Here is an 18,480-nt window from a genome sequence, read left to right as displayed (position 1 = left end):
CACCCGTCACCAGCGCGCTCAATAGCGATGCCCTTCTTGCGCCGCCGAAAGGATATCGTCGATGCTCAGTCCTGAAAACGTGCGGTGGAGCTTTTCCAGCGCGAGTGGGTCAACCTCCAGGCGTTGGACAGTCTGCAACGATTTCATTTCCATGAAATCGCGCGCCTCATCCGTCACAACCACCGTTTCGCCCGTTTTCACCAGCGTGATCAAATCATCGAAGTTGGCTTTCGCTTCCGCTGTCGACACTCTTTTCATGAGGGCATCTCCGATCGGTGACATCGTAGTCCGTAAAGATGAATTCCGAAATCTATAGCATGTCCCGCCAGTGGACTTCGCAGATCAATACAGCGGGGCACGAGTCTTGGCCGGACACTGGATATTGATCCGTCACCACACCAGATCCAGCCGCTCCAACCCGTGGAAGTGATAGACGTCCTTCACCACCGGCTCCTCGGCGATGCGCATCTTCGGCAGCCGCTCAAACAGGATCGGCAGGGCGATGTTCATTTCCAGCCGCGCCAGCGGCGCGCCGATGCAGAAATGGATGCCGGCGCCGAAGGAGAGGCTGAGGCCTTCGTTGCGATCGGGCTTGAAGGCGAGGGGGTCGGTGAATTTCCTTGGATCGAGATTGGCGGCGGCGAGGATCAGGCCGATCTCGTCGCCCTTTCGCAACTGCACGCCGTCGACCTCGACATCCTCGAGCGCCCAGCGCTTGAAAATATGCACGGGGGCGGAAATGCGGAAGCTTTCCTCGACCGTCAGTTCTGTGGCCTTGGCGTCGGCGAACAGCGCCTTGGGATCGTGTTCCGAAGCGAGGATGATGTTGACCGCATTGCCGATCTGATGAACCGTGGCTTCATGGCCGGCATTGAGCAGCACGATGGCGGTGGAGACGAGTTCATCCTCGGTCAGGAACTGGCCGTCGCGGGCCGGCGACAGCATCAGCGTCAGCAGATCGTCCTGCGGATTGGCGCGCTTCTCCTTGGCGAGCGTCTTCACATAGTCGGCGAAGTCTCGGGCGGCCTTGTTGGCGAGCGCCTCGTCCTCGGCGGTGCGGCCGAACATGTACATCCGCACATAGTCATGGCTCCAGTCGAGCAATTGCCGCCGCATGTCCATCGGCACGCCCATCATGGCGGCGATGATGGTGACGGGGATGACCTCGGCGAAGGAGGACAGAAGTTCCGTGCCGCGATCGGGCGCGAAACCGTCGATCAACTCGTGACAGAGCGATGTGATCTCCGGCCTGAGCTTTTCGATCTGCCGCGAGACGAAGGCCCGGTTTACCAGCGTACGCAACCGCGTGTGCTCTGGCGCTTCGAGCGACAGCAGCGACTTGGACTCGGCCCGGTCGAAATCGGCGAGCTCGGCGCGCGGCTCAGCCCAGCCAAGCTCTTCGCGGCTCATCACATGGGTGATCTGGCGGCCGAAGCGGCGGTCGCGCAAAAAGGCGTTCACGGTGTCGTAGCCGGTGAAATACCATTGCTTTTCCTCTTCCCACCAGAAGGTGGGCGAGGCGGCGTGCATGGCCGCATAGGCGATGTTCGGATTGCGGTAAAAATTCGGATTGCGGGCGTCGAGCGATATGCGGCGGCTGGCGGCGTCGAATTTGAAATAGGCGGGGAACTGGGACATGCGGGCTACTCGTGTGATTTTGCCGGGACTTTATGGCGAGGCCCATGAAAATTGCAATGGCGCCGCTCCTGTCCTATATTCAGTACTGTTGAGCGGGAGAACGGCCATGCGTCATGTGAGCCTGCAGGAAGCGGAAGACAATTTCAGCGACTTGATGTCGGCCGCCGAGGGCGGAGAGACGATTATTGTCGAACGAGGCGGCAAGCCGGTCGTGGAGATCACGCCTTCAAACGCGCTGGCTACGAAATCCGATAGCCCCCGCGAAGTGGGGTTTTTCGCAGGGCGCTTGAGAGTGCCCGATGATTTCGACACGATGTGTAGTGAAGAAATCATCGCGCTGTTCGAAGGACGCGCTGATTGAGATATTTGGCTGACACCAATATCCTGTTGTGGATGATGAGCAGCCATCCTCGGCTGTCTCAAAACCATCTGAATGTTCTCCGTTCTCCTGCGAACGAAATCTATTTTAGCGCCACGTCCATATTTGAAATCGCTGTGAAACAACAGATCGGCAAATTCGACTTTAATGTTGATGCAGCAGAGATACGTGCAGCTCTCATCGAGCGCGGCTACCGAGAACTCCCCGTCACAGGCGCCCACGCTGTGCGCGTCCTGGATCTGCCGCTGATCCACCGCGATCCCTTCGACCGGCTGCTGATTGCCCAGGCGCTGTCTGAAGATCTCGTGCTGATGACGGCGGATCATGTCGTGGCCGACTATCCGGTCCAGCATCTCCGCGTCTGATTTTGGCGCGCCGCTTCACACATTGTTCACCCTGACGGCCAATTCCGGTGCAGCCATGCTCCGCCGTAATCCGCCTTTAAGTGCGAATCGTACAGGGATAGCGCAATTTCCGCGCATGGCTTGAAGTCCGGGGGACGGACACTCTATGTATGGGAAAAGAGAAAAGGTTGATTCCCGAGAAAATAACCGATCTCCGGGGAGTTTATGTGAAGGATGGACATGAGAGATCCGATTGAAACCACCATGGCGATTATTCCCCAGGTGATCGAGCAGACCAATCGCGGCGAACGCGGCTGGGATATCTTCTCGCGGCTGCTTCGGGAGCGGATCATCTTTTTGATCGGCCCTGTGGACGACACCATGGCGGCGCTTGCCTGCGCTCAGCTTCTTTTCCTGGAATCGGAAAATCCGAAAAAGGAAATCTCGCTCTACATCAATTCCCCCGGCGGCTACGTCACCGCCGGCATGGCGATCTATGACACCATGCAGTTCATCCGTCCGCCGGTGTCGACGCTTTGCGTCGGACAGGCTGCTTCGATGGGGTCGCTGCTGCTGACCGCCGGCACCAAGGGCCTGCGTTTCGCCACCCCCAACGCCCGCATCATGGTCCACCAGCCGTCGGGCGGCTTCCAGGGCCAGGCCGTCGACATCGAACGTCACGCCCGCGACATCCTCAAGATGAAGCGTCGCCTGAACGAGATCTATGAGAAGCATACCGGCCGCACCTATGAAGAAGTCGAACGCGCGCTCGACCGCGACAACTTCATGACCGCCGAAGAGGCCAAGACCTGGGGTCTGGTCGACGATGTGATCACCACCCGCGCCGAGCGCGAGGGCGGAGACGAGGCCTGAGGCTTTAAGACGCGTCGAACGCAAGGAATGGAAGAGCGGCGCGCTCGCTCTTCGCTTGACAAGCCCTGTTCTTGACAAGATTGTGTCCGATAGCGTTTTGCGTGGAAGCCTCTGGCGTTTAGGATTAGCATTAAGCCTATGTTGAAGAATTATGACATAGGCTTCCCATTGAGCAATGGGGACATGTTGCCGGCATCTGGCGAATGTGCTGCGTTCCGCCGAACCATGTGTCCCCCAGGCCTCGTGTAAAAGCGGAAACGCCGCTTCATGCCGGGGTGTCATGATCGACCCCGCGTTCCTTTCTGGTCGCGGCGTGCTGGAAGGAAGTGAAAATGAGCAAAGTCAGCGGAAGCAATAGCGGCGACTCGAAGAACACGCTTTATTGTTCTTTCTGCGGCAAGAGCCAGCATGAAGTGCGCAAGCTGATCGCGGGTCCGACCGTGTTCATCTGCGACGAATGCGTCGAACTCTGCATGGACATCATCCGCGAGGAAAACAAATCCTCCATGGTGAAATCCCGCGAGGGCGTGCCGACCCCGCAGGACATCATGAAGGTTCTCGATGAGTATGTGATCGGTCAGAAGACGGCCAAGCGCATTCTCGCCGTCGCCGTACACAATCACTACAAGCGGCTGGCGCACGCCTCCAAGAGCCAGGACATCGAACTGGCGAAGTCGAACATCCTTCTGGTCGGCCCGACCGGCTGCGGCAAGACCTATCTCGCCCAGACGCTCGCCCGCATCATCGACGTTCCCTTCACCATGGCGGACGCAACGACGCTCACCGAAGCCGGTTATGTCGGCGAGGACGTCGAGAACATCATCCTCAAGCTCCTGCAGTCTGCCGATTACAATGTCGAGCGCGCCCAGCGCGGCATCGTCTATATCGACGAAGTCGACAAGATCAGCCGCAAGTCGGACAATCCCTCGATCACCCGCGACGTGTCGGGCGAGGGCGTCCAGCAGGCGCTGCTGAAGATCATGGAAGGCACGGTGGCTTCCGTTCCGCCGCAAGGCGGTCGCAAGCATCCGCAGCAGGAATTCCTGCAGGTGGACACGACCAACATCCTGTTCATTTGCGGCGGCGCGTTTGCCGGTCTCGAAAAAGTCATCTCGGCCCGTTCGGAAAAGACTTCGATCGGTTTCGCGGCCAAGGTTGCGGCTCCGGATGAGCGTCGCGTCGGCCATGTGCTGCGCGATCTCGAGCCGGAAGACTTGGTCAGATTCGGCCTCATCCCGGAATTCATCGGTCGTCTGCCCGTCGTGGCGACGCTGGAGGACCTTGATGAAGACGCGCTGATCCAGATCCTCAGCGAGCCGAAAAACGCGCTGGTGAAGCAGTATCAACGTCTGTTCGAGATGGAAGACGTCGAACTGACCTTCCACGAGGACGCGCTTCGCGAGATCGCCCGCAAGGCGATCATCCGCAAGACCGGCGCTCGCGGTCTGCGTTCGATCATGGAAAAGATCCTCCTCGACACCATGTTCGAGCTGCCGGCCTTGGATGGCGTGCAGGAAGTTGTGATCTCCGAGGAAGTGGCCAAGGGCAGCGCCCGTCCGCTCTACATCTACGCCGAACGCCGCGACGAGAAGGCTCCGGCCTCGGCCTGAGCCGCGCGGTCACCCCAAATTTTGAAAGCCCGGCTCCGGCCGGGCTTTTGCGTCAATAGCGGGTTATGGGCCGATCGAGCGAAAAACGCGTTGCCTTGGCGGCCATATCGGCGCAAAACAAGCTTGAGATTCCGGCGATGCTAATACGTGACGATCGCGTAAGCTTCGGACCATCCGGATAGGATTGAATGTTCGCGGGATATGACGGATTTTTGACAGCCTGTATTTTCGGCGCTCGTTCCAGCCTTGAATTGCATGCTTAGGATCTCCACCTCTATCCCGAACAGGCCGGCGGCGTGGACCACTCTCCGCAAGCCGTAAGGGTCTGGACTGAAAGGGAAACAAATGACCAAAAAAACATTCCCGACGGAAGAAAGCCAGCAGAACTATCCTGTCCTGCCGTTGCGCGACATCGTGGTGTTCCCGCATATGATCGTGCCGCTGTTCGTCGGTCGCGAAAAGTCGATCCGCGCGCTGGAGGAGGTTATTGGCACCGATCGCCAGATCCTCCTGGTCACGCAGAAAAACGCCACCGACGACGATCCGTCGCCGGCCGCGATTTTCGAGGTCGGCACCGCCGCAAATGTGCTGCAATTGCTGAAATTGCCCGACGGCACCGTCAAGGTGCTGGTCGAAGGCCGTGGCCGCGCCAAGATCGACAGCTATACCGATCGCGAAGAATTCTATGAGGCGATGGCCAGCGTTCTGGTCGAGCCCGAGGAAGACGCCGTCGAGATCGAGGCTTTGTCTCGCTCCGTCGTGTCCGAGTTCGAGAACTATGTGAAGCTCAACAAGAAGATCTCGCCAGAGGTGGTCAATGCCGCCGGCCAGATCGAGGATTATTCCAAGCTCGCCGACACGGTCGGCTCGCATCTGTCGATCAAGCTGACCGACAAGCAGGGCATGCTTGAAACTGTCAGCGTCAAGGAACGTCTGGAAAAAGCGCTCGGCTTCATGGAAGGCGAGATCTCCGTCCTGCAGGTCGAAAAGCGCATCCGCTCGCGCGTCAAGCGCCAGATGGAAAAGACACAGCGCGAATATTACCTCAACGAGCAGATGAAGGCGATCCAGAAGGAACTGGGCGACGAGGACGGCCGAGACGAAATGGCCGAAATCGAAAGCCGGATCGCCAAGACCAAGCTTTCCAAGGAAGCGCGCGAAAAGGCCGACGCCGAATTCCGCAAGCTCAAGCAGATGAGCCCGATGTCGGCGGAAGCCACCGTCGTGCGCAACTATCTCGACTGGTTGCTGGGCCTGCCCTGGGGCAAGTTCTCGCGCGTCAAGACCGACCTTGCCAATGCCGAGAAGATCCTCGACACCGATCACTTCGGCCTCGACAAGGTCAAGGAGCGCATTGTCGAATATCTCGCCGTGCAGGCGCGTTCGACCAAGATCCGCGGACCTATCCTGTGCCTCGTCGGCCCTCCGGGCGTCGGCAAGACTTCGCTGGCGCGCTCGATCGCCAAGGCCACCGGGCGCGAATATGTCCGCATGGCGCTGGGCGGCGTGCGTGACGAAGCCGAAATTCGCGGTCACCGCCGCACCTATATCGGCTCCATGCCCGGCAAGGTCGTGCAGTCGATGAAAAAGGCCAAGAAAGCCAATCCGCTCTTCCTGCTCGACGAAATCGACAAGATGGGCATGGACTTCCGCGGCGATCCGTCTTCCGCTCTGCTCGAGGTGCTGGATCCGGAACAGAACTCCACCTTCATGGATCACTACCTGGAAGTGGAATACGATCTGTCCAACGTGATGTTCATCACCACGGCGAACACGCTGAATATTCCGGCGCCGCTGATGGACCGTATGGAGATCATCCGCATCGCCGGCTATACCGAGGACGAAAAGCTCGAAATCGCCAAGCGGCATCTGATTTCCAAGGCCATGCGCGACCATGCCGTGCAGCCCAAGGAACTGTCGATCACCGATGCGGCGCTGCTCGAAGTCATCCGCTCCTATACGCGGGAAGCTGGCGTTCGTAATCTGGAGCGCGAGCTCAACAAGCTCTCGCGTAAGGCGGTCACCGAGATCCTGCGCAGCAAGGTTCTGTCTGTCGCCGTTACCGTCGACAACCTGTCGGACTATCTCGGCGTGCCGCGCTTCCGTCATGACGAAGCCGACAAGGAAGATCAGGTCGGTGTCGTCAACGGTCTCGCCTGGACGGAAGTCGGCGGCGAGTTGCTGATGATTGAAGGCCTGATGATGCCCGGCAAGGGCCGCATGACGGTCACCGGCAATCTGAAGGACGTGATGAAGGAATCGATTTCGGCGGCGGCGTCTTACGTCCGCTCGCGCGCCATCGATTTTGGCATCAAGCCGCCGCTGTTTGAGCGCCGTGACATCCACGTGCACGTGCCGGATGGCGCGACGCCCAAGGACGGTCCGTCCGCGGGTATCGGCATGGTCACCGCCATCGTCTCTGTGATGACCGGCATTCCGGTGCGCCACGACGTCGCCATGACGGGTGAAATCACCCTGCGCGGCCGCGTCTCGCCGATTGGCGGGCTCAAGGAAAAGCTGCTCGCGGCTCTGCGCGGCGGCATCAAGAAGGTGCTCATTCCGGCCGACAACGCTAAGGATCTGGCGGAAATTCCTGACAATGTGAAGAACAATATGGAGATTATTCCGGTCTCCAGAATGGGCGAAGTGCTGGAGCATGCTCTGGTGCGTCAGCCGGTTCCGATCGAATGGGAAGAATCCTTCGAAAGCACGCCCGGCAAGCCCGACGCTGAGGGCGACGCATCGGTGTCGATCGCCCACTAAAGGGCTTTCGCGCCAAAATGGTCCGAAAAATACGATGGCCGGTCGAAAGACCGGCCATTTCGTTATGGAAAAAGCGTTGAACAGGCTGGATTTGCCGGGTTTTTCGTATAACAGAGTTGCCGTCGGGCAGCCGATGTCTATTCTGCCCATCACATTACGAATCGTTTCAAACCAACTATGAAAGGGGTGGAAACATGAACAAGAGTGAACTCGTGGCGGCTGTCGCCGAACGCTCTGGCCTCAGCAAGGCCGATGCAGCGACCGCTGTGGATGCGGTGTTCGACACCGTGCAGGACGAGCTCAAGAAGGGCGGCGAGATTCGCCTCGTGGGTTTCGGCAACTTCTCAGTTAGCCGCCGCGAAGCTTCCGTCGGCCGCAATGTTTCGACCGGCGAAAAAGTGGACATTCCGGCGCGCAACGTGCCGAAGTTCACGGCAGGCAAGGGCCTGAAGGACGCGGTCAACAGCTGATCGCTTCCGCCTAGATTTGGCGCAAGGCCCGGCCCTTCACATGGCCGGGTTTTGTTTTTTCTAGGCGAGGCAGTCCTATCGCAGTTGCGAGATTGGTGTTGCTGTCATCGGCCGCATCGACTAGATTTTACCGGCCGGGCGACCGGCGACGTTCTCAGGGCGGGGCGAAATTCCCCACCGGCGGTAAAGGAGAAATCCAAGCCCGCGAGCGGCCTCCTGTAAAAGCAGGAGGCGTCAGCAGATCTGGCGCAATTCCAGAGCCGACGGTCACAGTCCGGATGAAAGAGAGCGGGTTTGACAATGGCTGCCCGGAGCCGTGCGTGAGCGCGTCCGTGGTGAAATTGCGCATCCTCGTGCGCCCTGATTTGTGTTGACCCCGATGGGATACGAACATGAATCAGTCTGGTTTGAATGGAATTTCTTCGCCCGCCTTCCGGGGCGCGGCGTTCATGGTGCTGGCGGGCCTCGGCTTTACGCTGGTGAATGTGGTGACGCAGCATGTCACCATGAATCTCGGACTTTCCCCCACCGCAGACGCTTTCTGGCAATATGGCTTCGCGCTGTTATTTTCACTGCCTGTCGTGGTGAAAGCCGGCTTTCGCGCGCTGGCGACGCGGCGGCCGCTGACACATCTGGCGCGCGTGGCGCTGTCGGTCTTCGGCGTGCAGGCCTGGGTGATGGGGCTGGCCAATGGCGTGCCGATCTGGCAAGCCATCGCGCTGGTGATGACTTCGCCCTTTTTCGTCACATCAGGCGCGGCGCTGTTCTTAGGTGAAAAGGTGACGGTGGAGCGCTGGGGAGCGATCTCGCTCGGCTTTGCCGGCGCCATGGTCATCCTCAGCCCCTGGTCGGACGCCTTCTCGCTCTACTCGCTGCTGCCGGTGCTGGCGGCCGCACTCTGGGGCGGCGCCTCTCTCCTGACCAAGAGCCTGCTGCCCAAGGAAAGTTCGGCGACGGTGACCGTCTGGCTGCTGCTGTTGCTCACCCCGGTCAACGCCGCCTTCTCGGTTGCCGCGGGCTTTCAATGGCCTGACGGAGAGGTTCTCGGCTGGGTGGCGTTGTCGGGTCTGGTCATGGCGCTTGCGCAATATTGGCTCGCCAAGGCCTATGAAAGCGCCGACGCCGCTTATGTTCAGCCCTTCGACGATCTCAAGCTGCCGCTCAATGTCGCCGCCGGCTGGATCGTGTTCGGCTATGCGCCTGAAGGCTATCTCTGGCTCGGCGCGGCGATGATTCTCATCGCCTCCATGGCCAATATAGCCGTCGAACAACGGCGGCTTCGCGCAGCGTAAGCCGGCGCGTTCACCATGGCGCGTCGCGCACCTTGATTGCGACACAAGCCCATTCTATATCGCCTGGGCGGCCCCGTCAGGGGCTGCCTTTTCTTGGCGAAAACGGGTGATTTCTTGGCCAACAGCGCGGCTTCCTCCTCCGACATTCACGTTCTCGAACAGCTTGCCGGCGTCCTGCGTCGCCGCTGGAAGGGATTGGCTGTGTTCACGCTTCTCGGTCTGGCCGCCGGCGGCCTCTACGCCGCCAGCCAGCCGCCGCGCTACAGCGCCGCCGCCACCGTCATGGTCCGCTCCGGCTTCGCCGTCGATCCCTTGCGTCAGGGCGCCGTGACCACAACGCCGGAAGAAGAAGGCCAGTTCCTCAGCCAGATGGAGCTTGCGAAGTCCATGCTGGTGATCCGCAAGGTCGCCGCCGCGTTGAAAGAGGACGATCGCGTCGCCCTGAAGAGTGGCGGTGAACCGTCCTTGCTCGACACGCTCATGTTTAGTGTCGACGGCAAGAAGCTCACGCCTGTTGCTCCGACCGCTGAGGCTATCGACGGAATTCTCAAATCCGGCGTCAGCGTCACCCGCCAGGGCCGCACCTATGTCGCCGCCATCGGCTTTTCACATGGTAATCCCACGGTTGCCCGCACGATGGCGCAATCCTTCGCCGAAGCCTTCCGCGAAACGCTGACGGAAACCTCCGACGCCGCCAATGCCCGCATCCGCTCGACGATCGAGGCCGAACTCGCCAAGGCCGCCGGCCCGGCCCGTGACGCGCTTGCCGCCAGATTGCAGGACGTGACGATCACCCGCGCTTTGCCCGGCGTCGACGCCGTGATCATTTCTGACGCCCGGACGCCTGGCGCGCCGATTGCGCCGCGCAAGGGCTTCCTGCTCGCGGTCGGGGCCATTCTCGGCGCCGCGCTCGGTTGCCTGTTTGCCGCCTGGCGGGAAATGCGTGATCGCGGCCTGCGCGACGGCGATGCGCTCGCGCGCAGCCTGGGCGCCCGCTTCTTCGGCTATATGCCGGTAGTTCCAAAGGAACGCCGCCGCGCCGGCTCGACCACCGTCTCGGAATTCAGCCTGCCCGCCGGCGCCCGCCGTTCGGTCGATCAGCCCTATAACCGCTTTGCCGAAACGCTGCGCGCCGCAAGCGTCGCCGCACTGCCTGCGCCTGAGGACAAGGCCCGGATCATCGGCGTCACCTCAGTGCTTCCCGGCGAGGGCAAGACCGTCGTCGCCGCCAATCTCGCCGCGCAATTGGCCAATCAGGGCCGCCGCGTGCTCCTGGTCGACGGACATCTCCGCGATCCCGACCTCACCAACTGGCTGGCCGGCCGCCCCGCAGGCGGCATCGTCGACGCTGTGATGGTGGATGCGCCGCTCGATCAGGCCGCCCTTTATGACCGCAAGAGCAATCTGACCCTGCTGCCGGTGGGCGAGGGGCGCAAGGCCGATCCCGCAGCGCTGTGGACCGGCGAAAAATTTCGCGAATTCCTCGCCAAGCAGGCAATCGAGCATGACGTCGTCATCATCGACCTGCCGGCCATCGCCGCCGCTGCCGACGCTTCGGCCATCGCGCCTGTCGTGGATGGTTTCGTGCTGGTCGCCGAATGGGGCGGCGCGCCGGCCGAAATGATCGCCTCGGTACTGGCGAGCGAGCCTGAAATCAGCGCCAAGCTGCTCGGCGTGGCCGTCTCGAAGACCCGCCTCGGCAAATTGTCGCGCTATGTGTCGAGCTCAGCGCGCGGCGCCTATCAGCATCGGATTGGATAAGCAGCGAGGGGCGTACTTCGCCGGCTGCCGCCACCTTCTCCCCGAAAAAACGGGGAGAAGGATGATGTGGCAACGTCAGCGCTCCATCGCCCTTCGCCCCGCAAGCGCGGGGAGAAGGTCCCGGCAGGGGGATGAGGGGCTATGCACGCCGGTCAGATTACCAAGTGACGCCCAGGCCTAAAACCTCTTCCGCTCCCGGATCTTCTTCGCCGGATTGCCGGCATAGATCCCCCAGGGTTCCAGATTCCTCGCCGCCACGCCGCGCGCGCCGAGAATCGCGCCTTCGCCGACGGTGACGCCCGGTCCCACGAAAGCTTCCGCCGCCACCCAGGCCTTCGGCTCGATGGTCACGGGCTTGGGCTGGATCTGGAAATGCGGATCATCCGGATCATGCGTGCCGCCGCAGAGATGGGCGCGCTGGGAGATGATCGCGTAAGAGCCGATTGTCATCACTCCCATATTGTAGAGAATCACGCCCGGGCCAACCAAGGCATGGTCATCCATGGTCAGATTGGGGGGATACCAGATCACCGTCTTGGGATAGATCCGCGCCTTGGGCGACAGTTTCGCGCCGAAAGCGTTGAGCAGAAAACGCCGCCAGCCATAAAGCGGCACCGGCGTCCAGCTGCCGGCGACAGCCCATGTGAGGTTCCAGGCGGCGCGAAACAGCCGGTGTTTCAGCGAAAAGCTCGGTCCGCCCTCGCGCGGATTGGCGGCTTTGGCGTCGAGAACGCTCATCGTGTCTTCCTCTTCCAATCGACGGCGGCCTGATAGAGATCGAGCAGCCCGTTGCGGACACTTTCTTCGGAGAACTCCTCCGCCGCGAGCGCTTTGGAACGCTGGGACGCGTCATTCCACTCCGCATCCGACAGCGCATGCGCAGCCTTGAGAGCGGGATAGATCGTCTCCGGCGTAAAGCCGGTGAGGAAGGCCGCGCCGCGTTCGAAGCTGATGGCGAGATTGCATTCCGGCGTGAGAATGCCCGGCACGCCGGCCGCCCAGGCCTCGAGCACCGCCATCGGCAGACCCTCGCTCTTCGACGGCAGCAGGAAATAGCGGGCCGACGCCATGGAGCGCGCCTTGTCCGGGCCATATTGCGGGCCGGCGAACAGCACATTGCCGAAGCGGCGGTTGAGTTCCTCGGCGCGCCGCTCGAAACCCTCGATGCCGTCGTTCCAGCCGCAGAACACCAGCAGCGACGCCCGGGCGAAATCGGCATCGTCCTGCGACAGTTTCTCCCAGGCCTGCATCAGCTCCATGCAGCCTTTCTTCTCGTGAATGCGACCGAGAAACAAATAGACCTTGCGTCCCTCATACTCGGGCTTCATCCACGAGGGAGGTTGTCCGTCGCTTGCGAAGGCCTGGGCGAAATTGCGGATGATGCGGCTCGGCTGTCCGGTCACGAATTCGGCGACATCGCCGCCTTCCTTGTCGGTCAGCAGATGAAAGCCCGCCGCCTTGCGCAGGAACCGGTTCTGGTAGAGCTTGGACACCGCGCCCTTGAGTTGCGGGGAGCGCGCCCGGATCCACGGCTCCAGCATGCCATGCGGGCTCACCACATAGGGTTTTCCCGTCAGCATCGACCAGGCATAGGCGGCGGCGCATTGAAACTGCCAGACGCCATGCACATGAACGAGGTCGGGATTGGCCTTGAGCAGCGAGATGAGCGCGCCGGGCGCGAAACTGTAGCTCTTCGGCCCGAAGAAGCGATGCAGATGCAGTTCCGCCGCCCGCCATTGCGCGGGATCGACCTTCTCGGTCGAAGCGTCCACGGCATGCACGCTGATTCTCTCGAAACTCGCCGGCGCGAGCGCTGACAGATGCAGCCGCACCGCTTCCGACACGCCGCCGCCGAGCGGCGATATGGTGGGCAGCGTCAGCGCCAGCCGCTTGATCATTTGCTGCTCCCGATCTTGGCGAGAATGTCCTGTAGCCGGGTGAAATTGGTCTGATAGACCTTCACGGCATTCTGGATTTCTGCTTCGGAGGCGGCGAGATCAGCGTAATCCGTCGACACCCGCTCGGTCAGATAGGCGTAGTCGATCTTGTCGATCGGCGTATGCCGATGGCTGAGCTTGAGATCGTTCATGATATATTCTGTCTTCGGCAGATAGGCGATGGCGAAGGTCGGCCGGCCCGCCATCATCGCGAAGATGCAGGAATGAAAGCGCGTGCCCAGGAACACGCTGGAGCGGCGGATCAGCGCGCGGAGAATATCCGGCTCGCGGCTCACCGCGTCAATCACCACAGGATGTTTCGCCTTCTTCTGCACGTCATAGGCCGTCGGCAGATCTTCGGACACCTGGTTGAAGATCACCGGCGTCAGACCATGCGTCTCGCTCATATGGTCGGCGGCCCGCGCCACGGCGTCGGTGTAGCGCTCGTAATCGGCGCGCGGTTCCTTCGATTTCGGGAAGGACCAGTTCACCACCGTCATGCCGAAGATCGGCTTGGCGGGATCGACGCCGATCTGGCGATAGATGCCGTCGACGAGTTCCGCGTCATCCTCGACGCGGTCGTTCCAGAAGGCGCTGTCGCCGGTGCGGAAGATCTGCTTTTCCGGCAGTTTCAGTTCATGGGCGAGGAAGTCGTAGGAATAGCTTTCCCGCGCGCAGAGGAAGGGAACCTTGCCGAGCACATGGCGGGCGACGGCGCGCGACAGCGGCCGCTCGATCGGCCCCACGCTTTGCGGCGCGAGAATGACCGTCTTCTTGTAGAGCGTGCCCAGATGCACATGCAGAAGCGCGATGAAATAGGCGAAATTGGTGTCGTGGATATAGCCGCCCGGCGCCGAGATCACCACATCGGCGTCGCGGATGGCGGCGAGCGTCTCGCGCTGCGCCGGCGGCAGCAACTTCTCGAGACCGAGAAAGGGCAGATAGGGCGACAGCCAGGCCGCCAGCAGATAGATGATCGACTTCAGCCGGTTGACCACGCCGCCGCCGCCGGTATTGCCGATGCGTTCGGACCAGGCCACTTTCGGATGCACGGCCGCAGCGTCGGCGATGCCTTCGAACACTGCGCCGGCGATCTTCGCGTCCGGATAGCGCGCCCGGATTTCGTGAATGCATTCATCGAGCAGGACGGAGTCGCCGCGGTTCGAACGCCCGAACGCATTGACGATCATGAACTTCATCGGTTTAGGTTCTCCGAAATGAGGGCAGGGCGGCGTCAAACGATCATAATGCGGTGAGATTAAGTCGGTTCCGGCTGTTTTTCCCGCCAGACCGTTTCAGGCCTGGCAAAACCGCTGGCGGCCAGGCTCTTTCGCCGCCGCGACAGCGTCAACAGGCCGAAAAACGCCGGCCAGAGCGGATTGGCGATCAGAAAATTCGAGGCCGGAAAGGCAAACACGATCGTGTAGATGAGATAGAAATAGAAGAACAGCGCGATATCGTCGAGCCGGCCGCGGAACAGATCGGCAAAGAACATGCCGAACACCGCCAGGATCAACCCGCCCACCAGCACAAGTCCCGCAAAGCCGAATTTGTGGAAGATGGCGTAATGCAGGAAGTGGATGTTGTGCACTTCCGTCGCGCCGAGCAGCGCATGCTGGCCGGGCGTCTTGTCGGCGGCGCCGGTCATGTCCACGGTGCGGCCCAGCCCCATGCCGAACAGCCATTCGGCGTCTGTGGCGTCGCGATAATCCTCCATCACCATCTGGCCCTCATAGACCCGCTGATAGGAAGAGACGTGGTTATAGACGTTGTCTCCCTTCATCAGCATGATGGCTTCCTTGATGTTGCGCGGCAGCGTCTCCACCGTCTCGTCGTCGAGCGACAGCGCATAGAAGATCGTGCCAAGCGCGGCGAAAATCAGGAAGAACAACACCACCAGATGCCGGCGCGACAGCAGATAGAGCACGCCGATCGCACCGACCGCCAGGATCGAGGCGCGGTTGATCTCTACCTGCACGAAACCGTCATTCGAACCGAGATGGATGAGCAGATAGATGATCGCGCCGAAGGCCTTGTCGACGATCCTCGGCCGGACCAGCATGCCGTAAAGGGCGATCACCTCAAACAGCATATACTGGTAGTGATTGTCCTTGTTGAACACTGAGAGGAAGGCGAAGACCAGCGCAATGGCCAGGAAGGGCGGTGAATAAAGCAGCTTCACCACGGTGTCTGCCCCGCTCTCCGTCCGCGGATTGCGGAAGAACTGGAACACCAGAACAGCGGTGACGAAATAGAGGCTCCAGGCGACGATATATTGCTGGGCGTTGCCATTCAGCATGCCTGTGACGGCGGCGATGAAGCCGGTGAGCAGAAACAGGATCGCAGTGGGATGCGGCAGGAAAAAGCGGATCGTCACTTTGTTGAGCGCGAGTCCTGCGGCCACATAGCCCAGAGCGTAGAGATAGGAGGCGGCATTGAGATAGGGCGCCTTGGCAAAGCCGATAATGCCCGCCCCATGTTCGAGCAGCAGCGATACCGCGCCATAGAGCAGAATGAAGCCGGATAGGAACAGCGTGAACGGCTCCATCCGCGCAAGCCGCGCCATCAGGCCCGTGCGCTCCGCTGTTTTGGGGATCGAAGCCGCCGCCATCAGGTCCTGTCACCCCTCTTCAGCCAGTAGAATGTCAGCGATATCACCAGCATATGCGACAGAAGATCGGACAGGATGAACACCTGCGGTCCGAGGCTGCGCGCCAGAGCATAACCGAAGATCGTGGCGGCGACCACCGCCGTCAGCCGCGCCAGGCCCGCGCCATGGATGCGGCCGCGCGCGAACAGGCATTGCACCAGCCCTTGTCCGATGGATTCGCTGAGGATCGTCACCGAAAACAGCGCCAGGAAGGTCCAGGCTTCCACACTGAAGCCCGAGGCGAAAGCCTTGACGACAAAGCTCGCCGCGACAACGCCTGCAAACAGCACGCCGGCGATGGCGAAGGAGCCTTTCTGCATCCGCATCAGCGGCCCGACGCCGAGCGACGGGTTGCGCTCCAGCGCCTGCACCATGCGAGGGAATTCGATGCGGCGGGCAAACGCCGCCACCTGGCTCGCCGCGCCGATGATCTGCTTTGCGTAGACCAGCATGGCCGTAGGGGTCGCGCCGAGAAAAAGCGAGGAAATCGCGAGCTGAGCGCGGAAATAGAGCTGGCCGGGCAACAGCCCCATCAGCATCGAGCTTTCCTCGATGAAAGCCTTGCGGATACTGACTGCGCTCGGTCGCGCCCAGGTCGGACGCCAGCCGAAGGCCGAGAGCGCAATAAACTGGGAGAGAACGGTGACAATGTAACCCAGGCTCAGCGCGCCGCCGGTCACATAGCCGGCGGTCTCGGAATCGAGATCGAGAGAAAGCACAAGCGCGATGGCTGAGGCGACATAGGCGATTGCGCCGGTGAGGCCGCTGACGCCGCTTTTCTGCAAGCCGTCGAGAAATCCGGCGCCATTGAAGGCCCAGACCGCGAAGGCTGGCAGGATCGACATCACATAGGCGCGGGAAAAAACGGGCAGGGGCAGGAAGGCGACCGTGAGCAGCGATCCGACGATGAGCAAAGTCGCCATGGTGACGCGAAAGGCCGTGGTTTCCCAGTAGAGCCGCCACACGTCGAGCTTTTCTCCGCCGGAATGCAACTGCCTTGTGATCTGCGCCGCCAGAATCGTCAGCGATCCCGCCTCCACCGCGATGATGCCGAGCATCGCGAAAGAGAAATGCGTGCCGAACAGCGCCAGCAATTCCGTGCGGCCGGTGGCGACGAGATAGGACTGGCCGAGGAAAATGGAGCCCTGACCGGCGCCGAAGCCGCCGATCAACAGGCCCAAATTGACAAGGCGCCGAAAGGCGCCTTGCTCGGTCGAACCGGATTGCGGCATCGGGCTCAGCCCGTGACGGCGTTGATGAACAGGATGCAGCCGTCCTGCTTGGACAGTTTGCGCGACAGGTCGGCGCGACGGTCCTTGTAATCCTCGCGGTCGCCCTTCGACGCGTTCTGGATGGCGCGGGTCAGAGCCTCGACATCGCCGGGCGGAGTGATCAGCGCGCTGTCGCCGAGGAAATTGGCGAGTTCGGTGCCCATATCGGCCGTCACCACCACCGGCGCGCCGGAGGCGAGCATGCCGCCGAGCTTGGACGGCAGCACGAGGTCGGCGGCGCCGCGCTCCTGCGGCAACGCATGCAGGCTGGCCAGATTCATGAATTCGTTGAAGCGCTCATAGGGCTGGAAAGGCAGGAACTGCACATTGCTCATGCCCGAATATTTCGCCATCAACGACTTTTTCGCCGGGCCTTCGCCGGCCACCACGAATTTGATCTTGCGATGGCTGTCTTCCAGCTTGCGGGCGGCGTCGAGCAGCGTATCCAAGCCCTGCTTGGCGCCGATATTGCCGGAATAGAGCACTATGAAATCGTCATCGGCATAGCCGAGTTCCTGGCGATAGGCGGAGGTGCGACCCAGCGGATAGATATGTTCGAGATCGACCCAGTTGCGGACGATCACCACCTGTTCGGGGTTGCCGGTCTTCTCGGCCAGCTTGCCGGCCATGCGCTCGGAAATGGTGATGATGCGGTCGAACGCTTTCAGCGTGGTCTTCTCAAACAGGAAGGCGGCCTTTTGCAGCCACTTGTTCGCCTTGAGATGGCCCACCGCGAAGGCGGCGTCGACTTCGAGATCTTGCGAATGCAGCACGGTGCGCGCGCCCACCGCCTTGGCGGCGAGGATGGCGAGCGGGGCGGCAAACAGCGTCGGCTCGATGCAGATCACGATATCGGGCCGATGGCGAAGGATACGCCACAAGGCGACCGGCGCAGACGTCAGCGCGAAGGACAGGGGCGCAATGAGCCGCCAGACGCCGCCCATGTTTTCCTTGAGGAACAACGGCACCCGGAAGACCTTCATGCCTTTGCGGCTTTCCACCGAATAAGCGTTCTTATAGCCCTCGCGAACCGCCCAGCCGGGATAATGCGGCGGCGTCGTCACCACGGTGACATCGGCTTTCTGTCGGCTCAGATATTCCGCGATTTCGCCGGTATATTTGCCAACGCCCGCGATCTCGGGAGAGAAGTTCATCCCGTAGATCAGGACTTTCTTTCCTTCGATATCGGTCGTCTCCGCCGTTGCGGCGCGAGAGGAGTTGGTCGGCGAGGCATTCATCGTCATGTTCTGGAACCCGTAAGACGCAAGCTGCTAGGGACGAATCTGTTGTTGTCGATTGATAAAGAAACTTTCAGGCGCGAGTCTGTCGAATTTGCGTTCTAAACGCGCCATTATCGGCACAGGTTCCAGAACTCTCCATCAAAGCCCCCTTCCATGCGGGAGGCTCATACCGGGTCCGGCCAGCAAATTGAATGATGCGCCCTTTGCATTCCCTATCGTTTCATTGCCGTCATCGCGCTTCAGGCGAAACA

At 61.1% G+C, this 18,480-nt stretch carries 16 protein-coding genes and 1 riboswitch; of the genes, 8 read left to right on the top strand and 8 right to left on the bottom strand.

The window, feature by feature from the left end; translation table 11 throughout:
* Nucleotides 1-18: 18 nt before the first annotated feature.
* Together M2360_RS16990 and M2360_RS16985 are read right to left on the bottom strand one after the other, a co-directional pair.
* Nucleotides 19-258 carry a type II toxin-antitoxin system Phd/YefM family antitoxin gene (locus M2360_RS16990; RefSeq protein WP_280776454.1) on the bottom strand — a complete coding sequence of 80 codons (240 nt, stop codon included), beginning with the start codon at nucleotides 256-258 and terminating at the stop codon, nucleotides 19-21.
* A gap of 132 nt (nucleotides 259-390) precedes the next feature.
* On the bottom strand, nucleotides 391-1,638 hold the full coding sequence (locus M2360_RS16985) for a cytochrome P450 (RefSeq protein WP_280776453.1): 1,248 nt from the start codon (nucleotides 1,636-1,638) through the stop codon (nucleotides 391-393).
* Nucleotides 1,639-1,744: 106 nt separating this feature from the next.
* On the opposite strand from M2360_RS16985, the gene M2360_RS16980 reads away from it, so the two are divergent.
* From M2360_RS16980 to M2360_RS16945, 8 genes are all read left to right on the top strand, one after another.
* Entirely contained in the window at nucleotides 1,745-1,999 is a 255-nt protein-coding gene (locus tag M2360_RS16980; protein ID WP_280776452.1) for a type II toxin-antitoxin system Phd/YefM family antitoxin, read from the top strand.
* Between the two features lie 5 nt (nucleotides 2,000-2,004).
* Nucleotides 2,005-2,382, top strand: a complete 378-nt coding sequence (locus M2360_RS16975; RefSeq protein ID WP_280776451.1) for a type II toxin-antitoxin system VapC family toxin — start codon at nucleotides 2,005-2,007, stop codon at nucleotides 2,380-2,382.
* A gap of 219 nt (nucleotides 2,383-2,601) precedes the next feature.
* Complete coding sequence (locus M2360_RS16970; RefSeq protein WP_280776450.1) at nucleotides 2,602-3,234, top strand: ATP-dependent Clp protease proteolytic subunit; 633 nt, start codon at nucleotides 2,602-2,604, stop codon at nucleotides 3,232-3,234.
* A 332-nt stretch (nucleotides 3,235-3,566) separates the two neighbouring features.
* On the top strand, nucleotides 3,567-4,844 hold the full coding sequence (gene clpX / locus M2360_RS16965; protein WP_280776449.1) for an ATP-dependent Clp protease ATP-binding subunit ClpX: 1,278 nt from the start codon (nucleotides 3,567-3,569) through the stop codon (nucleotides 4,842-4,844).
* A gap of 345 nt (nucleotides 4,845-5,189) precedes the next feature.
* The gene (gene lon / locus M2360_RS16960; RefSeq protein ID WP_280776448.1) at nucleotides 5,190-7,607 is read left to right on the top strand and encodes an endopeptidase La; all 2,418 of its coding nucleotides are present in this window, start codon (nucleotides 5,190-5,192) and stop codon (nucleotides 7,605-7,607) included.
* A gap of 116 nt (nucleotides 7,608-7,723) precedes the next feature.
* Entirely contained in the window at nucleotides 7,724-8,077 is a 354-nt protein-coding gene (locus tag M2360_RS16955) for an HU family DNA-binding protein (protein ID WP_280776447.1), read from the top strand.
* Nucleotides 8,078-8,223: 146 nt separating this feature from the next.
* Nucleotides 8,224-8,371: riboswitch (FMN riboswitch) on the top strand.
* A gap of 98 nt (nucleotides 8,372-8,469) precedes the next feature.
* Complete coding sequence (locus M2360_RS16950) at nucleotides 8,470-9,369, top strand: DMT family transporter (RefSeq protein WP_280776446.1); 900 nt, start codon at nucleotides 8,470-8,472, stop codon at nucleotides 9,367-9,369.
* Nucleotides 9,370-9,483: 114 nt separating this feature from the next.
* Nucleotides 9,484-11,130 (top strand): Wzz/FepE/Etk N-terminal domain-containing protein, encoded by a 1,647-nt coding sequence (locus M2360_RS16945; RefSeq protein ID WP_280776445.1) that lies wholly within the window; start codon nucleotides 9,484-9,486, stop codon nucleotides 11,128-11,130.
* Between the two features lie 177 nt (nucleotides 11,131-11,307).
* Here the strand turns inward: M2360_RS16945 and M2360_RS16940 are convergent, their stop codons facing one another.
* The 6 genes from M2360_RS16940 to M2360_RS16915 are packed head-to-tail and all read right to left on the bottom strand — an operon-like array spanning nucleotide 11,308 to nucleotide 18,232.
* Nucleotides 11,308-11,868, bottom strand: coding sequence for a putative colanic acid biosynthesis acetyltransferase (locus tag M2360_RS16940; protein WP_280776444.1), 561 nt, complete (start codon nucleotides 11,866-11,868; stop codon nucleotides 11,308-11,310).
* A complete protein-coding gene (locus tag M2360_RS16935) occupies nucleotides 11,865-13,028 on the bottom strand; it encodes a glycosyltransferase (RefSeq protein WP_280776443.1) in 1,164 nt (387 codons plus the stop codon). Before M2360_RS16935 ends, M2360_RS16940 begins: the two co-directional genes overlap by 4 nt.
* A complete protein-coding gene (locus M2360_RS16930) occupies nucleotides 13,025-14,266 on the bottom strand; it encodes a polysaccharide pyruvyl transferase family protein (protein WP_280776442.1) in 1,242 nt (413 codons plus the stop codon). Before M2360_RS16930 ends, M2360_RS16935 begins: the two co-directional genes overlap by 4 nt.
* A gap of 59 nt (nucleotides 14,267-14,325) precedes the next feature.
* Nucleotides 14,326-15,678: a hypothetical protein gene (locus M2360_RS16925; RefSeq protein WP_280776441.1), complete on the bottom strand. Its 1,353-nt coding sequence runs from the start codon at nucleotides 15,676-15,678 to the stop codon at nucleotides 14,326-14,328.
* Complete coding sequence (locus M2360_RS16920) at nucleotides 15,678-16,949, bottom strand: hypothetical protein (RefSeq protein ID WP_280776440.1); 1,272 nt, start codon at nucleotides 16,947-16,949, stop codon at nucleotides 15,678-15,680. Before M2360_RS16920 ends, M2360_RS16925 begins: the two co-directional genes overlap by 1 nt.
* A gap of 5 nt (nucleotides 16,950-16,954) precedes the next feature.
* A complete protein-coding gene (locus tag M2360_RS16915) occupies nucleotides 16,955-18,232 on the bottom strand; it encodes a WcaI family glycosyltransferase (protein WP_280776439.1) in 1,278 nt (425 codons plus the stop codon).
* Nucleotides 18,233-18,480: the final 248 nt, after the last annotated feature.

This window comes from Rhizobium sp. SG_E_25_P2 (genome assembly GCF_029892285.1).
Lineage (GTDB): Bacteria > Pseudomonadota > Alphaproteobacteria > Rhizobiales > Rhizobiaceae > Rhizobium_E.
Note: the sequence above shows the minus strand (reverse complement) of the source record. Positions and strands in the feature narration are given on the sequence as shown.